This is a genomic window from Pseudomonas sp. Q1, assembly GCF_009935975.1.
Lineage (GTDB): Bacteria > Pseudomonadota > Gammaproteobacteria > Pseudomonadales > Pseudomonadaceae > Aquipseudomonas > Aquipseudomonas palleroniana.
In genome coordinates this window covers 149145-166695 of the sequence record NZ_QODI01000014.1, presented here as the reverse complement: position 1 = coordinate 166695, position 17551 = coordinate 149145, and the positions used below count along the sequence as shown (strand labels likewise).

At 61.2% G+C, this 17551-nt stretch carries 12 protein-coding genes; 6 read left to right on the top strand and 6 right to left on the bottom strand.

The window, feature by feature from the left end; genetic code table 11:
- Positions 1-2 precede the first annotated feature (2 nt).
- The 3 genes from DK870_RS22040 to DK870_RS22030 are packed head-to-tail and all read left to right on the top strand — an operon-like array spanning position 3 to position 3521.
- Positions 3-1343 carry an ABC transporter substrate-binding protein gene (locus tag DK870_RS22040; protein ID WP_060756690.1) on the top strand — a complete coding sequence of 447 codons (1341 nt, stop codon included), beginning with the start codon at positions 3-5 and terminating at the stop codon, positions 1341-1343.
- 3 nt (positions 1344-1346) lie between these two features.
- On the top strand, positions 1347-2114 hold the full coding sequence (locus DK870_RS22035; protein ID WP_161549677.1) for an ABC transporter ATP-binding protein: 768 nt from the start codon (positions 1347-1349) through the stop codon (positions 2112-2114).
- A gap of 12 nt (positions 2115-2126) precedes the next feature.
- Positions 2127-3521, top strand: a complete 1395-nt coding sequence (locus DK870_RS22030; protein ID WP_060756928.1) for an FAD/NAD(P)-binding protein — start codon at positions 2127-2129, stop codon at positions 3519-3521.
- 103 nt (positions 3522-3624) lie between these two features.
- Here DK870_RS22030 and DK870_RS22025 read toward each other — a convergent pair whose 3' ends face one another.
- The 4 genes from DK870_RS22025 to DK870_RS22010 are packed head-to-tail and all read right to left on the bottom strand — an operon-like array spanning position 3625 to position 8251.
- Complete coding sequence (locus DK870_RS22025; protein WP_161549676.1) at positions 3625-4872, bottom strand: efflux RND transporter periplasmic adaptor subunit; 1248 nt, start codon at positions 4870-4872, stop codon at positions 3625-3627.
- Entirely contained in the window at positions 4862-6355 is a 1494-nt protein-coding gene (locus DK870_RS22020; RefSeq protein WP_161549675.1) for a TolC family protein, read from the bottom strand. The genes DK870_RS22025 and DK870_RS22020 overlap by 11 nt, the downstream gene beginning before the upstream one ends.
- A complete protein-coding gene (locus DK870_RS22015; protein WP_161549674.1) occupies positions 6348-7547 on the bottom strand; it encodes an ABC transporter permease in 1200 nt (399 codons plus the stop codon). Before DK870_RS22015 ends, DK870_RS22020 begins: the two co-directional genes overlap by 8 nt.
- Positions 7544-8251 carry an ABC transporter ATP-binding protein gene (locus tag DK870_RS22010; protein ID WP_161549673.1) on the bottom strand — a complete coding sequence of 236 codons (708 nt, stop codon included), beginning with the start codon at positions 8249-8251 and terminating at the stop codon, positions 7544-7546. Before DK870_RS22010 ends, DK870_RS22015 begins: the two co-directional genes overlap by 4 nt.
- Before the next feature lie 358 nt (positions 8252-8609).
- On the opposite strand from DK870_RS22010, the gene DK870_RS22005 reads away from it, so the two are divergent.
- Both DK870_RS22005 and DK870_RS22000 read left to right on the top strand, forming a co-directional pair.
- A complete protein-coding gene (locus DK870_RS22005; protein ID WP_104994154.1) occupies positions 8610-9362 on the top strand; it encodes a TetR/AcrR family transcriptional regulator in 753 nt (250 codons plus the stop codon).
- 241 nt (positions 9363-9603) lie between these two features.
- Positions 9604-13464 carry a hypothetical protein gene (locus DK870_RS22000; protein WP_218580607.1) on the top strand — a complete coding sequence of 1287 codons (3861 nt, stop codon included), beginning with the start codon at positions 9604-9606 and terminating at the stop codon, positions 13462-13464.
- Positions 13465-13549: 85 nt separating this feature from the next.
- Here the strand turns inward: DK870_RS22000 and DK870_RS21995 are convergent, their stop codons facing one another.
- Together DK870_RS21995 and DK870_RS21990 are read right to left on the bottom strand one after the other, a co-directional pair.
- The gene (locus tag DK870_RS21995; RefSeq protein ID WP_161549672.1) at positions 13550-14611 is read right to left on the bottom strand and encodes an FUSC family protein; all 1062 of its coding nucleotides are present in this window, start codon (positions 14609-14611) and stop codon (positions 13550-13552) included.
- Positions 14612-14762: 151 nt separating this feature from the next.
- Positions 14763-16379, bottom strand: coding sequence for an NADP-dependent glyceraldehyde-3-phosphate dehydrogenase (locus tag DK870_RS21990; protein WP_090370222.1), 1617 nt, complete (start codon positions 16377-16379; stop codon positions 14763-14765).
- A gap of 149 nt (positions 16380-16528) precedes the next feature.
- Between DK870_RS21990 and DK870_RS21985 the strand changes: the two genes are divergently transcribed.
- Complete coding sequence (locus DK870_RS21985; protein WP_104994151.1) at positions 16529-17392, top strand: Dyp-type peroxidase; 864 nt, start codon at positions 16529-16531, stop codon at positions 17390-17392.
- The last annotated feature ends 159 nt before the right edge of the window (positions 17393-17551 follow it).

Below are 17551 nucleotides of genomic sequence, written 5' to 3'. Positions count from 1 at the left end.
CCATGCGTGCAACCTTCAAACGTTCCCTGGCCGGCGCTGCCTTTGCGCTTGCCACATTGACTGGCGCCATCCCCCAGGCCCTGGCCTCGGCGGACCAGCAATTCATTCCCCTGGCGACCTATCGCGTCGGTGCCTATGCCTCCAGCGGCGTGCAGGTATGGGCGGGGATGATCGATTACCTGCGCTATATCAACGAGGTCGAAGGCGGTATCAACGGGGTGAAACTGGTGTGGCAGGAGTGCGAGACCGAATGGACGGCGGAGAAGGGCATCGAGTGCTACGAGCGCTTCAAGCATGGCCTGGACGGTGCGCCGGTCGCGGTGTACCAGCCCAACGGCGCACCCGCGGCGTATGCCCTGAGCGAGCGCGCCGAGGTGGACAAGATCCCGCTGATCACCCTCGGCTACGGCCGCACCGAAGCCACTGACGGCACGGTGTTCCCCTACAACTTCCCGGTGATGCTGACCTTCTACAGCGAGGCGTCGACCCTGGTGAACTACATTGCCCAGCGCGAAGGCGGTTTCGACAAACTCAAGGGCAAGAAGATTGCCACGGTCTATCACGATTCGGCCTATGGGCGCGAAACGCTCGGCCCGTTGAAGCTGCTCGCCGACAAGTATGGCTTTGAAAACATCCAGATCCCGGTCGCCGACCCGGGCAATGAACAATCGGCGCAATGGCGCCAGGTGCGCCAGGCCAACCCGGACTGGGTGTTCCTGCGCACCTGGGGCGTGTCCACGCCGGTGGCGGTCAAGACGGCGGCGCGGTTCGGCTTTCCTGTCGACCATATCATCGGCGATATCTGGGCCAGTTCCAGCGAAGATGTGCTGCCCGCAGGCGCTGCCGCCAAGGGTTACCTGGCCCTCACGCCGTATCCGGCCGGGGCGGATTTCGACATCCACAAACGCCTCAAGCAGTTCATCCTCGACAAGGGCCACAGCGACCTCAAGGACCTGAACAACTTCGGCAGCGTCTACTACAACTCCGGCCTGGTGAACGCCGCCGTGGCCGTGGAAGCGATCCGCACCGCCCAGGCCAGGTTCGGCAAGCGCCCGCTCAATGGCGAAGAAGGCCGTTGGGGGCTGGAGCACCTGAACATCGACGATGCCCGCTTGAAAGACATGGGCTACCTGGGCCTGATGCAGAACCTCAAGCTGTCGTGCCGCGACCACGAAGGCGGCGGCTCGGCGCGGGTGCAGCAATGGGACGGCGCGCATTGGACGCTGATCAGCGACTGGATCGCCGCCGACCGTGCGTTGCTGCGCCCGCTGATCGATGAAAAGTCCGCCGCGTTCGCCAAGGAAAAAGGCCTGACACCACGCACCTGCACCGGGGATGAATAAACCATGAGCCAGCCCGCCGCTGCACCCGCGAGCCCGTCACTGTTAAGCGTCAAGGACATCGAGGTGATCTACGACGGCGCGATCCTGGCGGTGGCCGGGGTGTCGCTGCAGGTGCCCCGAGGCGCCATCGTGGCCTTGCTCGGCGCCAATGGCGCGGGCAAGAGCACCACGCTCAAGGCCATCTCGGGCCTGGTGCGGGCCGAGCGCGCCGAGGTCAGCCGTGGGGCCATCGAGTATGCCGGGCTTGACCTGGCCGACATCGACCCCAGCCGGCGTGTGCGCCAGGGCATGGTGCATGTGCTGGAAGGTCGCCATGTGTTCGGCCAACTGACGGTGGAAGACAACCTGCGCAGCGGCGGTTTCGTGCGGCGCCTGAGCCGGCGGGACCTGGAGCACGACCTGGAGCGCATCTACACCTGGTTCCCACGCCTCAAGACCAAGCGCTACACCCGCGCCGGCCTCACTTCGGGCGGCGAGCAGCAGATGGTCGCCATCGGCCGGGCGTTGATGACCCGTCCTACTTTGGTACTGCTTGACGAGCCGTCGATGGGTTTGGCGCCTATGATCGTACAAGAGATCTTCGAGATCATCGCGCAGCTCAATCGCGAGCAGCAGGTGAGTTTTTTGATCGCCGAGCAGAACATCAATGTCGCTCTCAACTATGCGTCCCAGGGTTACGTACTGGAGACTGGGCGGGTAGCCTTGAGTGGCAGCGCCACCGAGTTGATGGCGCGGGGTGACCTGCAGGCTATCTATCTGGGCAAACAATAAGGGCCTATGGGCATGAGTGAATCCTTGCGCGACGCCGATGTACTGATCGTCGGCGGCGGCTTGAGCGGTACGATGCTGGCGGTGCAACTGTTGCGCCTGCCTGGGCAGCGACAGATACGGGTGATCGAGCCGCGTGCCGAACTGGGCCGGGGTGAGGCCTACAGCGCGGTCGAGCTGGGCCATACCCTGAACGGCAACGCCGCACGCATGAGCGTCGACCCGGACAACCCCGATGACCTGACCGAGTGGCTCACTGACTATATCGGCGCCGGTGGCTGGCCGGAGTCGGCCGAGCAAGCGGTGCCGATCAGCGAGCTATTTCCGCCACGGGGTATTTTCGGCGTGTACGCGCAGCAGCGGTTGGCCGAAGCCAAGGCGCGGTCCGCGTCCACGGTGGAGCATGTGCGCGCCGAAGTGGTCGACCTGCAAGTCGAGGACGCCTCCACCGTGGTCACTCTGGATGACGGCCGGCAACTGCGCGGTGCGTTCGCGGTCCTCGCCACCGGCATGTTCCCGGCGGCGCGCACACCGCAGACCGAGTCCAGCGGCTTGAACGCGGCGGCGGTGGACCCTTGGGACGTGCGAGCCATGAGCCACATCCATCCGCACGCACCGGTGCTGATCATCGGTTCCGGGCTGACCATGGTAGATGCGGTGGTGTCTTTGGAGCAGGCCGGCCATCGTGGGCCGATCGAGATTTTCTCGCGCCATGGGCTGCTGCCCCATGTGCGCCGGCAGCCGCCGAGTTGGGTCGACTTCCTGGCGGCCGACCCCGGCCTGCGCAGCCCTCGGCAGTTGCTGCGCGAGGTGCGTCGCCAATGCCGGATCGCACTGCACGAGGGCATCGATTGGCAAGCCCCGTTGGACACGGTGCGAGCGCATATCGGTCGGTTGTGGAGCCAGGCCAGCGAGCGCGAGAAACGGCAGTTCGTGCGGCACGTGCGGCCTTGGTGGGAAAGCCATCACCACCGCTCGCCGCCATTGAGCGCGCAGTTGGTGGCGCGCTTGCAAGGCGAGGGGCGGTTGCGCATTCAGGCTGCGTCGTTCAAGGGCTTGGTGACTGTGGATGAGCGCGTGACCATTGCGGTGCGCCGCCGGGGTGAGCAGGGGATAATCCAGGTCTCGGGCGCTGCGTTGATCAACTCCAGCGGCATCGAATACGACTGGCGCCGCGTGGCCCGGCCGTTGCCCCAGCAGTTGCTCAAGCGCGGATTGATTCGCCCTGGGCCGCTGGCCTTGGGGATTGCGGCGGATGCGTCGGGCGCGGTACTGGATGCCCAGGGCCACGTCAGCCGGCGCTTGTTCGCCATGGGGCCACCGTTACGCGGCATGTGGTGGGAGAGCACGGCGGTGACGGATGTGGCGATTCAGGCTAAAGCGTTGGCTTATAAATTGGCAAAGCTCTAAAAGTGTGGGAGGGAGCTTGCTCCCGATAGCGGTGGTTCAGATTAAACTCTGTGACTGACACACCGCTATCGGGAGCAAGCCCCCTCCCACAGTAGATCTTCATTTATTTTGGGATTTTCACGAATCCAGGCTTGAGCCCGAACACCTCCACACCTTGCGGAGTCGATTGCCCGGTGGTCACCGTCACCCGCTCCACCGGCTTATCCATCGCCGCCCGATACGCTACCGTCCTGTCCGGCTCGATCGCCTGGCTTGGAATCACCATCGCCTGGTCATTGTTGTAAGTCACGATGGTCAACCGCGCACTCATCCCCAAGCGCACACGCTGCAGTTGTTGCGGCGTCAGCTTGGGAATCGACAAGGTCACCGGAAACTGCGCGCTGCCCTGGTTATCACTGGCAATCGCCAACCCGCTGACCACGCTGACGGACCCCGTCAACCGCTCGCCATCGAAGCCGTCTCCCATCACTTCCACCGCCTGGCCCTGGTGCAGTTGGTTGATGTCCAGCTCGGAGACCTTGGCGACGATTTTCAGCCGTTCGATATTGGCCAGGCCGAACAGCACCTGGCCCTGGCTGACCTTGCTGCCCGCCTGCACCGGGGTATTGTTGGTGTTGCCGCCCTGGGGTGAACTGTTGCTGCCCGGCGCCGGCACCACGATGCCGGAGAACGGTGCCTTGACCTCCTGGCCGTCGAGCAGCGTGTGCAGGGCCTCGTATTTCACCGTGGCGTTGGTCAACTCCATGTCCGCGATCTGGCGGTAGGCGCCCTTGCCTTGGTCCAGCGCTTGTTGCAATTCGCTGCGTGCGGCGACCAGGTCCAACTGCTGCTGTTGGGCCTGTTGCTTGAGGTCATCGAGCTCGTTGCGCGGGATGATGCCGCGCTTGAACAGGTTCTCGCTTTCCGTGAGTTTGCGCTGGGTGTTGCCGGCCGTCATTTCGGCGGTGCGCAGGCTGCGACGGGCACGGCTGACGGTGGGGCTGCTGTCCCAGTCCTGCATTTCCTGCACGGTGCGCCGCGCCTTGAGTTGGAGGGAGAGGGCATCGCGCAGTTGCACTTCGAGGGTGGCCGGGTCCATGCGCAGCAGCACCTGGCCGGCTTCGACGCGCTGGCCTTGCTCAACCAGGTTGGCCAGGACATTGCCGTCGAAGGGCGCCGTCAGGGTGACGGTAGTGTCAGGCTCGATCTTGCCCACCAGGCCGATCTGGTGCACCAGCGGGTCCGGCTTTACCGCCAGCCACTGCTCGGTGGGCGCGGGCGCGTCGGCGCCCGGGCTGCGCAGCGCCACCCCGGCACCGGCCAGGAGCAGCACCAGTACGGCGCCGATCAGGTACTTCTTGTTAGTAGTCATTGAGGGCGATTTCCCAACTTTCCAGCGTCATGCCCAGGGTCAAGTCGAGCTGGGTCTGGGCGTTCAAATAAGCGATCAGGGCGTTGAGCTGCGCATTTTCGGCGTTGCGCAGGTCGGTCTCGAAACTCAGCACCTGGAAGTTGGTGGAGCGCCCGGCGCTGAGTTTTTCCCGTTCGATCTCGATTTTGCGTCGTGACAGTTCCACGGCGCGCTGGGAGATTTCATATTGGCGCCAGCGGGTACCGAGGTCGCGCACCACATCGTTGACGCTGCGCTCCAGTTCCTGGCGGGCGTCGGCGATACGAATCTCCTGGTCTTCCACGTTCACCCGCGCCCGCACTTCGGCCTGGCGCGTGCTGATATCGCCGATGGGGATCTGCACCTGCACTCCGGCGTAGCTGTCCCAGGTACGCTGGTTGGTATTGCCGTTGTCACTATTATTGTAGGCGTCGCGTATCTGGTTGGCCCCGGCGACCAGGTCGACCTGCCAGCGCCCGGAGTCCTTGGCGATGACCAGGTTCAAGTCCGCCTGCTGGCTGCCCAGCAAGGCGGCGAGGTATTCCGGTTGCTGGGTTTGCGCCAGGTTGAACGCCTGGCGCCGGTCGATGCTCATCGGTTTGGCTTCCAGGGCTTCACTGGCACGGATCGGCGTGGACAGGTCCAGGGCCAGCAAGCGCAGCAAGGCGAGGCGGCTGGTGTCGAGCTGGTTTTGCGCCTCTTCCACGCCCAGTTGTTGGGTGGCGATATCGGCTTCGGTCTGCACGATTTCGAATTCGGCCATGCGCCCGGCGCTGATCAACGCCTTGTTCACCTCCAGCAGCGTACCGGAACGCTTGAGCGCGTCCTGCACGATGCTCAATTGCTCCTGGGCGCGCAGCAGGTCGCGGTAAGTGGCGATGATCTGGCTGATGGTCTGCGCCACGGTGGCCTTGAGGTTCAGGCGGTTGGCCTGTTCCGCCAGGCGCGACAGGCGCAACGGTGCGGTGGTGGCGTCCCAGCCGGCGCCGCGCATCAGCGGCTGGATGATCGACAGGTCCAGGCCGTCACGGCGGTAGCGGCCGGCGCGATCGGCGTTGTTCAGTTGTTGGGTCCAGTTCATGCTCAACCGGGTGCCGTACTCACCGAGCAAGGTTGCATTGGGTGCCAGGTTGGCGTTGCGGGCGTTGTCCGCCGAACCCCGGGTGGCGCGGTAATAGCTGTTGAGCGTGAGCTTGGGGTTGAAGGTGTCTTCGGCCACGCGCAAGTCGAACTTCTGCGCCACCCGTTGCAGGTAGGCGCTGCGGATCGCCGGGTTATTGCGCAGGCCCAGGTACACCGCATCGCCGAGGGTGATGGCGGTGACCTGGGCCTTGAGTGACACACCGCGATCGTAACCGCTGCGGGTGGTGCTGGGGGCCGAAGGGTTGATCACCACGTCGGTGGCCATCACCGGCAAGCTCACCAGTGTCAGTAGCCCGAGCCATTGACATAGCCGTTTACTCATCGCGCAAGGCCTCCATTGGCTGCAGCCTTGAGGCCGAGACCGCCGGGTAGATGCCAAAGAATAACCCCACCAGCAAGGTGCTGCCGACGCCCAGGGGCAGGGCGGCGACCGCCAGGGAAAATGCCCAGCCCGACAGCCAGGCGTAGAGCCAGGCGGCAGTCATGCCCAGCACCGCACCGCAGAGTGCGCCGACGGCCGTCAGAGTCACGGCTTCCAGCAGGAACAGGTTGCGGATATCCCGCTGCCGCGCGCCCAAGGCCATGCGGATGCCGATCTCGCGGCGGCGCTCCGACACATTCATCAGCATCACGTTCATCACGCCCACGCCGCCGCCGACCAGGGAGATAGCCCCCAACGCCAGCAACAGATAAGCAAAGGTGCGGCTTTGCCGGGTCATGCCATCGATCATTTGCTGGGGCACCTGGATGTCGACGTCGTGGTCCACCAGTTGGCGTTGCAAGGCGGTGGCGGCGTCGCGCGCAATGCGTTCCATATCCTGGCCGGCGGCGGCGCGGATGATCACGCTGCCGATTTGCGGGGTGGCATAGATGCGGCGCATGCCTTCGGCGGGGATGAACAGCGATTCATTGGCCTGAACCGGGATCAGCATGGCGCGAGGCTGGCTGTGCAAAATGCCGACGATCAGGAACAGGTAGTCGTTTATGCGTACGCGGTCGCCCAGTTTCAACGGGCTGCCGGGTTGGCTGAGGGCCTGGGCCAACGAGTCGCCGATCACGGCGTAGGTTTCATTGGTGTCGAAACTCGACAGGAAGCGCCCGTCGCGCACGGCCAGGCGCATGGCGTCCTGGATGTCGGGCGTAATGCCGACGAAGTTGGCGTTCACGGCGTGCCCCTGGAACACAAGCAGCCCGCTGAACAAGGTGAGCGCGCCGATATGGGCAATGCCTGGCACTGCCTGGCGCACCGCCTCAAGGTCGAGGCTGGCGCGCATGGCTGCGTTGCTGTTGCCTTTGGGCGGGAACTGGGCGACCAGGGTGTCGGTGCCCATGTCCTTGAAGATCATCGCCGCGTCGGTGGCGGCGTTATGGCCGATGTTGATCAATGCCACCACTGACGAGCTGCCGATGACGATGCCCAGCAAGGCCAGGATCGAGCGTTTGCCCAAGGTGCGCAGGCTGACGAAGGCTTCATGCAGCAGTTGGCTCAAGCTCTGTTCGACCCGTAGGCTCATAGGCGCCCGGCCTCATGCACCGTACCGTTGCGCACCAGGATCTTGCGCTCCAGGCGTTCGGCGATGTGGGCGTCGTGGGTGACGATGATCAGCGTCACTTGTTGTTGGCGGTTGAGCGCCAGGAGCAGGTCCATGATCTCCTGGGCCGTGGTGCTGTCGAGGTTGCCGGTGGGTTCGTCCGCAAGAATCACTGAGGGTTTGCCGACCAGCGCCCGCGCAATCGCCACCCGTTGGCGCTGGCCGCCGGAGAGGTCGGCGGGGCGATGGTGAGCGCGTTCGGCCAGGCCGACTTGTTCGAGCATGTGCAGGGCGCGCTCCAGCGACTCATGACGTGATATGCCCCGGTAGCTCAGGGGCAGGGCGACGTTGTCGACGGCGCTGAGGCGCGGCAGCAGGTTGAAGCTCTGGAACACGAAACCGATTTGCTGGTTGCGCAGGGCGGCGAGCTCATCGGGCGTGGCGCTGAAAATATCGTGGCCGGCAAAGTGGTATTGGCCGCCGTTGGGCAAGTCGAGCAGGCCCAGGATATTGAGCAGGGTACTTTTGCCGGAGCCGGACGCACCCAGGATGCCGCAGCTGTCACCGCTGGCGATGGACAGGCACACATTATTGAGAATGGACAGTTCCTGCCCGGCGAGCTGATAGCGTTTGCCGATGCCTTGCAGGGAAATCAAGCCTGGGTGCGCGGGGGTCTGTGTCATCATGACTACGCCTGCAGTCTCGACGGTGCCGCCATGCGCCCGTAAATCTTTGTAACAAGTTCGGGAGCTGTCTGGTACGCGTCACGGACTGGTTTTATTTCTTGTTTTTAAAATATTGTTTGAATAGTAACCGCCTTCCATCGGCTCCGCTAGCCATGGATGTAGAGCGGTTTAACGCTTTGAAATGACTTGTTGGTGGGCTGGTCCAGCCTTTTGAAAATACCTTGGACTCGCCCCGATAGCCCCATTTATACAGGCTTTTGATAGCATTACGCAGTGTCGCTGCTTGCATTCGATTGGCCGCCCCGGTATAAAAAAATCAAATTATTTTTTAAAACAATATTTCCCCCGTGGAACTCTTATGGTCGCGAAGAAACTCAGCGCTCCAAACGTTACCAAGACTCGACTGCTGGATGCGACAGAGGCTCTCTTCATCAAATACGGTTATGACGCGGTCTTGTTGCGGCAGATTACCGAGCGTGCCCAGGTCAACCTGGCTGCCGTGAACTACCACTTCGGGGACAAGGATTCCCTGATGCAGACCCTGCTCAAGCAACGCCTGGAACCGCTCAACGAGCAGCGCCTGGAATTGCTGGCGCGCTGTGAGGCCGAAGCCGACGGGCCGCTGGACTGCGACACCTTGCTTGGTGTGCTATTCGCGCCGGCCATGGGCCTGGAGCGCAGCGATCCGGCCAGCGGGGAAGGGCGCTCGTTCATTCGTTTCCTGGGCCGGGTCTACAGCGATACTTCGCCGTTTATCCAGGAATACCTCAAGGTGCATTACCAGCCGGTGTTCCAGCGCTTCTTCGAAGCCTTTGCCCTGGCCTTGCCGGACCTGCCGCGCAACGAACTGGGGGTGCGCCTGCAATTTGCGCTCAAGGCGATTTCCGGGGTGATGGCCGGCACTGAACTGCGCCTGCTGATGAACTCCATGAGCCTGGGTCGCCCGGCCACGGATGCGGAAGTGATGGCTAAGTTGATCACGCTGGTGTCGGCGGCGATTCGGGTGCCGCAGCAGAGCCCGGAAGCGGAAACCGCGCTGGCCAAGGTGCTGGATACCCAGCGGGCCATCCGCGAACAAGCGGCAACCCCCGCCGCCAAGGCATCGGGCTAGGTCAAATCCAAGGCAAAAAAAGCCCGCTGGGGCGGCGGGCTTGATGTGCAACGTTTGTAACGGATGAGGCTTCACACTACGGCCGCAGATGTGAATAAAGCGTGAAAAATATGTAAGAAAAAGTGTGAAGTTTGTGCATGACTTACGACCACTTGTCGGGACTGTCATTTCTCACAGGTTACCGAGGGTCGTCCCAAGGTGTTTGATTTCTCCTGGCGATTCCCTGCCCAGGAGACTGACGATGGCGACCAAACCCACCCGCGTTAAAAAAACCGTTGTAACACAATCAACGGAAGAACCAGCCGGCACTGATACCATCAAGAAAGCGGCGGAAAAACCGCTCGCCTCGGCAAAAAAAAAGCGCGTCCCACGTACTCCGCCGAATCCACCCAGGGTCGTTGAGGACCTGGAATCTCCCTACACGATCCCTATGTCGGTCATCCCTGTGGTGGGAGTGGCTTACGGTATTGGCCGTCGCCATATCACGCGTGGCTTGACTTACGCGTTCGAGCGCTGGACTCAATGCCGTGCGGGTGACGAATTTATAATTTGGATGAACGGCATTCTGATGGCCAGTGACAAAGTCACCCTGGCCAATCAAAGCGACCCACGATTCTTTCTGGTCATTCCCAGGTCGAGCTTGTTACTGCATTTTGTCGACGACGTCTATGGAGAGGTGCGGCGGGTCGGCGCCGGTACGGTCAGTACTTCAGAGCGCCAACGAATCCTGATACTGGATACCCTGCCAGGTGGGGAAGGGAATTGTGATGGCACTTATCACACGGGCCTCACCTTTACGCTTTCCCACACGATTATTGACAGCGTCGTTGCCTCACGGGGTGTGGATGTCACTATTCGTGCGTGGGCCAATATGCGTGTCAATGATCTGGTGATGTTTTACTGGGGCAACCACCGTTTTGAACTCTCACCCATCCTGCCAGGCGAAGTCGGGCGTGACCTGAGCTTTCTCATCACCCCCGATTTTCTGAGCGCCGTCGGGGACGGCCATTTTGTCGTGCAATTCTACTTGTATGACGAAGTGCTCGATGAATCCGGACCATGCCATCGCTGGAGCAAGCCGGTCCCGGTCGAGGTCGTCCTTAGTACTACCCTTCTGGAGGAACCAGAGATTATCGAGGCGGACCCTGATTTACTGATTCTGGACGCCGACTCATTGCATGGGTTGCCGGCTACCGGGTCTGTATTCATTCGCAGAAATCATCCGGCCTTCGTCGCGGGGGATCACCTTATCTGGACGGTGATGGGCAACACGCCAGAGGGGGAAGAGGTCAGCTACAGTTTTCGCCTGCCCGTGATGCTGGCCAGCTACAACGATTTCTCAATTAGCAATGCGATTGTCCGGTCATTGATCCAGAGTACGCTGAGAATTTCCTACGTCAGGGAAAGAGAAATGTTGCCTTCACGGCCAACTGTCTATGCGGTCGCGGGCGTTCGCCACACGTTGCCCGAGCCTGACGTGCTTCAACGACATGGGCCATTTGTCGAACCGGATTTGCGTCTTATCACCGTAGCAATGCCTGACTATGCACCAGGCAATTCGGGCGACGATCTGCAAGTCAATATTCTGGGTGAACACCTGGATGGTAGCGTGGAGCGTGTGTTCAGTCACCGGGCGGCGGGTGTCCATCCCCGCTTCCGCGATTTTTTAAACGCGCAATATGCGCGATTTGAAGGCCTGCTCCGTACTCGCGTCTATTACCTGGTTACTGGCCCGGTCACTGTACGTGAATCCGAACGTCGATATATCCAGATCGGCCGGCCGGCGCGTACGCTGGTTGCGCCGAGTATCCAAGAGGCGGATGTCACGAACAATATTGATCCCGCCACAGTGGGCAGTGTCGCCACCTTTGAGGCTCGCGCGGAATTCAGGGCGGGAGATGAAGTCATCATCAAGTATGTGGGCTCGGTGACGGGAAGCACCACGATTGAGTATGTGCTGGCGGTTGGTTCCAACCCTTTCCTGGCGGATGTCCCCAAAAAGCTGATTGACGACAACCTGGATGGCACACTCCGTGTCAGCTATGTGCGCCGGCGATATGGTGTTGATGAGTTGTCCGAAGAAAAGGCCTACACCATAGGCCGGGCGTTGGGCGAGTTGTTTCCACCTGAAGTGGTGGAGGCTACAACAGGGCCGGATGAACTCGATCCCCGTTTGGTTGCGATTTCGGGGGCTACCGTTCGGTGTCGCTACGAGCACCCCAAGGACGGCGATCAGGTCGAGGTCTGCTGGCGTGGTCTGTCGGGTGCCGGGACGCACTTTGAAAGCAAGGACGCCAACCGGGGGGACACGTTTGTCGAGGTCATCGTTCCGCCCTCTGCAATTGGTTTCAATATCCACCCCCAGGGACGAGATATTGACGTGTCTTTCAAAGTTATCCGCAATGGCGTTCCCACCGACTCGCCGGTACTTACGTTGAACCTGCTCACGCTGAGTCATTTGCCTGGAGCGACAATCGACAGCATCGGTGAAAGTGCGATTCTCGAGATACCGAAGTTGGATGACCTTGACCAGACCCGAGTTGCTCCCTGGCCATATATTGAGATTAATCAGCGTATGTGGTTGCGTAATGAAGGCACCCTGGATACCGACGCTGCCTATTTGGAAGAAACTTATGTCGGCCGCGAGGTCTCGGTAGCGGATGTCAACAATGGGCCTGCTCCGTTTACACCGGTAAGCCGGCTGCGCCGTTTGAAAGAGTGGACGCCATTCACCATTGACTTCGGGGTAACCTTCAATCACACCAACAACCCTGCCGATATCGTGTGGTTTGAAACCCGCCACCATATGGTCCAGACGCAGCCTAACGAATTCCCCCATGCGGAAATCAAGTATTCGACGCCGCCCAGTGGGCCGGAAGTCGTTATCAGCCCGATCACCGTCGAGAACAAATGCCAGGTGCTGGTGACCTACCCCAATATGAACCAGGGTGGGACCGACATGATTACGCTGTACTGGATCGGTGCTGATGGTGTTCCGGTTGAAGTCGGCACGCAGCCAGGCCTGGACGGTGGCACGGTGACGTTCAACGTCAGTAATGAGTTGGTCGGCGTGAGTATCCACACCACGATCCAGTTGCAGTATGAAGTGATATTGGGTCGAGGCGGGGAAGGTTCGTCGGAAGTGCAGATGGTGCATGTTCAGGCAATTCCACAGGCCAGTTTGCCTAGGGCTTTGATCAACAATGTGGCGAATGGGGGATCCATAAACCCGGCCAGTTTAACGGGCGATGCCATGCTGAGGATGATCAAGTGGCCTTACAGCGCCAAAGATCAAGTTGCCTGGCTGACCTTGGCGGCGCCAGGCGCGGTGACGCAGAATCTACTGGTGGAACATCGGGTTTCCGAGAATGAAGCCACCAACGGTTTTGCCAATATCACGGTGCTGCGCAGTTGGCTGATGACTGTGCCGAACAATGGCACGGTGACGATCAACCCCCTCGTTAACTTTAATCGGCAGAATGATAAGGGAATGGCGGTCGTCTTCCCGCCGACTCAGTACAGGATTGCTCACACCACGGCCCTGGTCTTTGATTCCTCGGCTGTTTACTTCAATAGGAAGACCTACTTTTTGGACGGTTACCCTAACGTCTTGCCCATTTTCGGCCCCGGGAATTCGATTCAGCGCGTGGCAAGCGGGGGGACGAGGCCATATTTGTACTCAACCTCCAATGCTGGCGTCGTGCACGTTGACGCCAATACGGGCTATGCCACCATGCGCGGCAACGGCAGTGCGGTAATCAGTGTGCGAGACTCGTCGGTGCCTGCACAAGTCCGTAGTTACACCGTGTATGCAAGCCAGGCAGTACGTTGTGTCGGTTTGGGTCGCAGTACGCTTGGCAACATCCGATCCTCCGCGAATAACGCCGGGGCACGGTTGCCGAGCCTTGATGAAGCCCGTGAGTTGCATCAGGTCTTCGGCTATTTGTGGCCGATGGGCAATGGGCTCTATTGGACATCGACCTTCTCCCACAGTTTTTTCTTCACCAACTACTACTACGGCTTGAATATCAATACGGGAGAAATATTGGCAGGCAAGGACCATGTCATTGGAGATCATTTCCTTGGTGTCGGGCTCAGGTAGCGGGATAGGGCGTTAAAGGCACAGAGGAGAGAGGTTCACGACAAGTCGGGAACCTCTCTTTTTTGCTTGGAGATGCGCAAAGTTGTCAGATTTTCCAGCGCTTTGCGCACTGCCCTAAACGTAAACGCATCGTGTCTACATTCGCTGCCAACTGCATCGTCAACAACCGATACCCATCCAACTCAGTGTAAATCGGTGTAACCAGAGTAGGCTCCGCGACCGCGCTATTCCCCTCCCGCTCCAACCGCTCCGTCACCCCGGATTTCAATGCTCGCGCCATCCCCACCAGTTGCACGCGGATCTGCCGGTGTTCGGCCTTCAACATTATTTGCATCCGCGCCATCGCCTGTTCATCCCGTGGGTCCGGCCGCGTATTGCCCAAGATCTCCAATGTGCTGATGCACATGCGCAGATGCCGCTGGATCGCGTCCAACTCGGTCATGGAGATCCGCACCTCCTTGGACACCGACGGCATCAGCGAGCGCAGTTGCACCATCGCGGCGTTCAAGCGATTGAGCAGTTTGAGGTGTTCATCATCGGTGACCGATTGGCCATTGATGATCCGGCTGTAAATAGCCGCGCAGTCGCGCAACGCACTGGCCAGGTTGTAGCGCCAGGAATACACGGCATACAGCGGCAGGGCGAAGGAGAACGCCAGCGCCAGTACGATGCCGATCAGGATATCCACGGTGCGCCACAAACCATCGGAGATCGGGTTGTCGCCGTGGCCGGCGACGATGAATACCGTGATCGCCGACAGCAGCGCGATATAACCGCCCTTGCCGATGGCGTGATAAGAAAAGAACCCGCACACCACCGACATCAGCAGGTAGGTCAGCAGCGGCTGGCCCAGCCAAGCCTGTTGCACCACCAAGGCCAGGCCGACACTCGCGCCGATCAAGGTGCCATAGGCCCGCTCCACGGCTTTTTTGCCGATATTGCCGTGGTGCTGCAACCCGCCGATCACGATCAGCATGGTCACCGACGCCCACTCACCGTGGGGCAGGTTGATGCCCGTGGTGAGGAGGATGGTTGCCAGCAAACCGATGGACACGCGCACGGCGTGGATCAGCTTGGCATGGCGATAGCGCCGATACGGGTCGAGCAACGGGCGCAGCAGGCGCCGGGCGAACAGGGGCAGGCTCATCGGTACTAAAGTGGCCTCAAAAGTCAGGGCGTACGCGGTTCAAGTGTGGGAGGGGGCTTGCCCCCGATAGCAGTCTCTCAGTAACAGATAGGCTGACTGACCCACCGCTATCGGGAGCAAGCCCCCTCCCACATTTAAATCAGCATGCTTCTTAGAAGATGTAGTCGGTTGTCAGGAAGCTTGAGTCACGATTACGCAAGATGTCACTGACCAGCGCCTTGTTGCTTTCCTGGAACTTGGTCGCCACCAGGGTACGGATCGAGAACACGCGTAACGCGTCATGCACCGACAGCGTGCCCTCGGCCGAGTTCTTGCGCCCGTTGAACGGGAAGGTGTCCGGCCCACGCTGGCATTGGGCATTGATGTTGATGCGCCCAACCTGGTTGGCGAAGGTGTCCACCAGCGTGCCGACGGCCTCGGGGTTGGTGCCGAAGAGGCTCAGTTGCTGGCCGAAATCCGAATCCAGCACATAGTCGATCACGGTTTCCAGGTCACGGTAAGGCACGATCGGCACCACGGGGCCGAACTGTTCCTCGTGGTACACGCGCATCTGCGGGTTCACCGGGTAGAGCACTGCGGGGTAGAAGAACGAGCCGCGACTGACACCGCCGTTGGGGTTCACCACGTGGGCGCCGTGCGCTGCGGCATCGGCCACCAGGCCGTTGAGGTAATCCACCTTGCCCACTTCGGGCAAGGGTGTCAGCGCAACCCCGTCTTCCCAGGGCATGCCGGGCTTGAGGGTGGCGAGTTTCTGGTTGAATTTCTCGATAAAGCGCTCGACCACATCCTCATGCACAAACAGGATTTTCAGTGCGGTGCAGCGCTGGCCGTTGAACGACAGCGAACCGGTGACGGCTTCGCTCACCGCATTGTCCAGGTCGACCTCGGGCAGCACGATACCGGGGTTTTTCGCATCCAGGCCCAGCGCTGCGCGCAGACGGTGGGGCTTGGGGTGCAGCTTTTTCAGGTCGCTGGCGGCCTTGTTGGTGCCGATAAATGCAAAGATATCGATCTTGCCGCTGGCCATGAGCGCGCTGACGGTTTCGCGGCCACTGCCGTAGATCACGTTGATCACCCCGGCCGGGAAGCTGTCGCGGAAGGCTTCCAGCAATGGGCGGATCAACAGCACGCCGAGCTTGGCCGGCTTGAACACCACGGTGTTGCCCATGATCAACGCCGGGATCAGCGTGGTGAAGGTTTCGTTCAGCGGGTAGTTATACGGCCCCATGCACAGCGCTACGCCCAGCGGTACGCGGCGGATCTGGCCGAGCGTGTCCTGCTCCAGTTCGAAGCGGCTGGAGCGGCGGTCGAGTTCCTTGAGCGCATTGATGGTGTCGGTGATGTAGTCGCAGGTGCGGTCGAACTCTTTCTGCGAGTCCTTGAGGTTCTTGCCGATCTCCCACATCAGCAGCTTGACCACCGCGTCGCGCTGTTCGCGCATACGGCGTAAGAAGGCTTCGACGTGCCTGATGCGATCAACCACGCGCATCGTCGGCCATTCGCCCTGGCCACGGTCGTAGGCGCGCACGGCGGCGTCGAGGGCGGTGAGGGCGGTGTCGGCGTCGAGCAGCGGGGTGCTGCCGATGTGCACGCGTTCTTCGCCGAACTGTACCGGGCTCTGCACCTTGGCGAGCGGGCCGTTCCACACGTGCAACTGGCCGTCCACCAGGTAGTCACGCTGTTCAATGGGCGCGCCCAGGCGGAAGGGTTCGGGAATCTCGGTGGCGGAGGCGGGAAACAGCTCGGTGAGCAGGTTGCTGGTGGTCATATCGCTACCCCTGGAAAAGTTACAAAACATGACTGGGACATGACTAGAGAGTCACCCAACACAGGGCTCTATGGCAAGGCTTGCGCGCTTTCTTGTACGCATGGCAGTGCGCGGCGGTTAAACTGCGCGACTTTCTGGAAGGAGTTCACATGAGTCAGTACCAGCCGGGCATTCTTGCCGCACCGGTGCCATTGCAGGCACGCCATCTGTTTTTTGCCGTGGACTCCCTGGGCGCCGTACCGGCCGCACTGGACGCACTGGTGCAATTGGCCGATTCGGCGGCGGTGGTCGGCTTGGGTGAACCGCTGGTCGCGGCATTGGGCGCGCATATCGACGGGCTGCGTGCATTCCCCGCCGTCAGCGGCCCGGGCGCACACAACCCCTCGACTCAACAGGCGCTGTGGGTATGGTTGCATGGCGTGGATCGGGGGGAGTTGCTGTTACGCAGCCGCGCCTTCGAAAAAGCCCTGGCCCCGGCCTTTCGCCTGGTGCAGATGACCGAAGGGTTCCGCTACAAGACCGGCTTCGACCTCACCGATTATGAAGACGGCACCGAAAACCCCCACGATGACGCTGCGGTCGAAGCCGCACTGACCGACAGCGGCGCCAGCTTCGCCGCCCTCCAGCAATGGCAACACGACCTCGACGGCTTCGCCGCCTTGCCGGCCCTGGAGCGCGACCACATCATCGGTCGCCGGCATGGCGACAACGAAGAGCTGGACGATGCCCCCGCGTCCGCCCACACCAAGCGCACCGCGCAGGAAAGCTTCACCCCGGAAGCCTTCGTGGTACGCCGCTCGATGCCATGGGCCGAGAACGGCCAGGCCGGGTTGATGTTCCTCGCGTTTGGCCACTCCTTCGACGCGTTCGAGGCGCAACTGCGGCGCATGAGCGGCCTGGAAGATGGAATTGTCGATGGGCTGTACCGCATCAGCACGCCGTTGACCGGCGGTTACTACTGGTGCCCGCCGATCCAGGAGGGGCGTCTGGACCTGAGCGCGCTGGCACGCTGATCGACTGCGCGAACCGCTGCCTGAAAAGCGCCCTGACCCGAACGGTCAGGGCGCTTTTTTTTGTGGCTGTGTATCACGCTGTATCTGAGCACCCTCCTGATACACCGGCATGACGTTCTATCGCGTTCGCGACACAGAGCGGATACACGCCTGGCTTTA

Bases quoted from the DNA above. Each gene is read 5' to 3' on its own strand.
- DK870_RS21990 (WP_090370222.1), bottom strand. From the start codon at position 16,379: ATGACCACCAGCAACCTGCTCACCGAGCTGTTTCCCGCCTCCGCCACC.
- DK870_RS21995 (WP_161549672.1), bottom strand. From the start codon at position 14,611: ATGAGCCTGCCCCTGTTCGCCCGGCGCCTGCTGCGCCCGTTGCTCGAC.
- DK870_RS22000 (WP_218580607.1), top strand. From the start codon at position 9,604: ATGGCGACCAAACCCACCCGCGTTAAAAAAACCGTTGTAACACAATCA.
- DK870_RS22025 (WP_161549676.1), bottom strand. From the start codon at position 4,872: ATGACTACTAACAAGAAGTACCTGATCGGCGCCGTACTGGTGCTGCTC.
- DK870_RS22015 (WP_161549674.1), bottom strand. From the start codon at position 7,547: ATGAGCCTACGGGTCGAACAGAGCTTGAGCCAACTGCTGCATGAAGCC.
- DK870_RS21985 (WP_104994151.1), top strand. From the start codon at position 16,529: ATGAGTCAGTACCAGCCGGGCATTCTTGCCGCACCGGTGCCATTGCAG.
- DK870_RS22020 (WP_161549675.1), bottom strand. From the start codon at position 6,355: ATGAGTAAACGGCTATGTCAATGGCTCGGGCTACTGACACTGGTGAGC.
- DK870_RS22035 (WP_161549677.1), top strand. From the start codon at position 1,347: ATGAGCCAGCCCGCCGCTGCACCCGCGAGCCCGTCACTGTTAAGCGTC.
- DK870_RS22040 (WP_060756690.1), top strand. From the start codon at position 3: ATGCGTGCAACCTTCAAACGTTCCCTGGCCGGCGCTGCCTTTGCGCTT.
- DK870_RS22030 (WP_060756928.1), top strand. From the start codon at position 2,127: ATGAGTGAATCCTTGCGCGACGCCGATGTACTGATCGTCGGCGGCGGC.
- DK870_RS22005 (WP_104994154.1), top strand. From the start codon at position 8,610: ATGGTCGCGAAGAAACTCAGCGCTCCAAACGTTACCAAGACTCGACTG.
- DK870_RS22010 (WP_161549673.1), bottom strand. From the start codon at position 8,251: ATGATGACACAGACCCCCGCGCACCCAGGCTTGATTTCCCTGCAAGGC.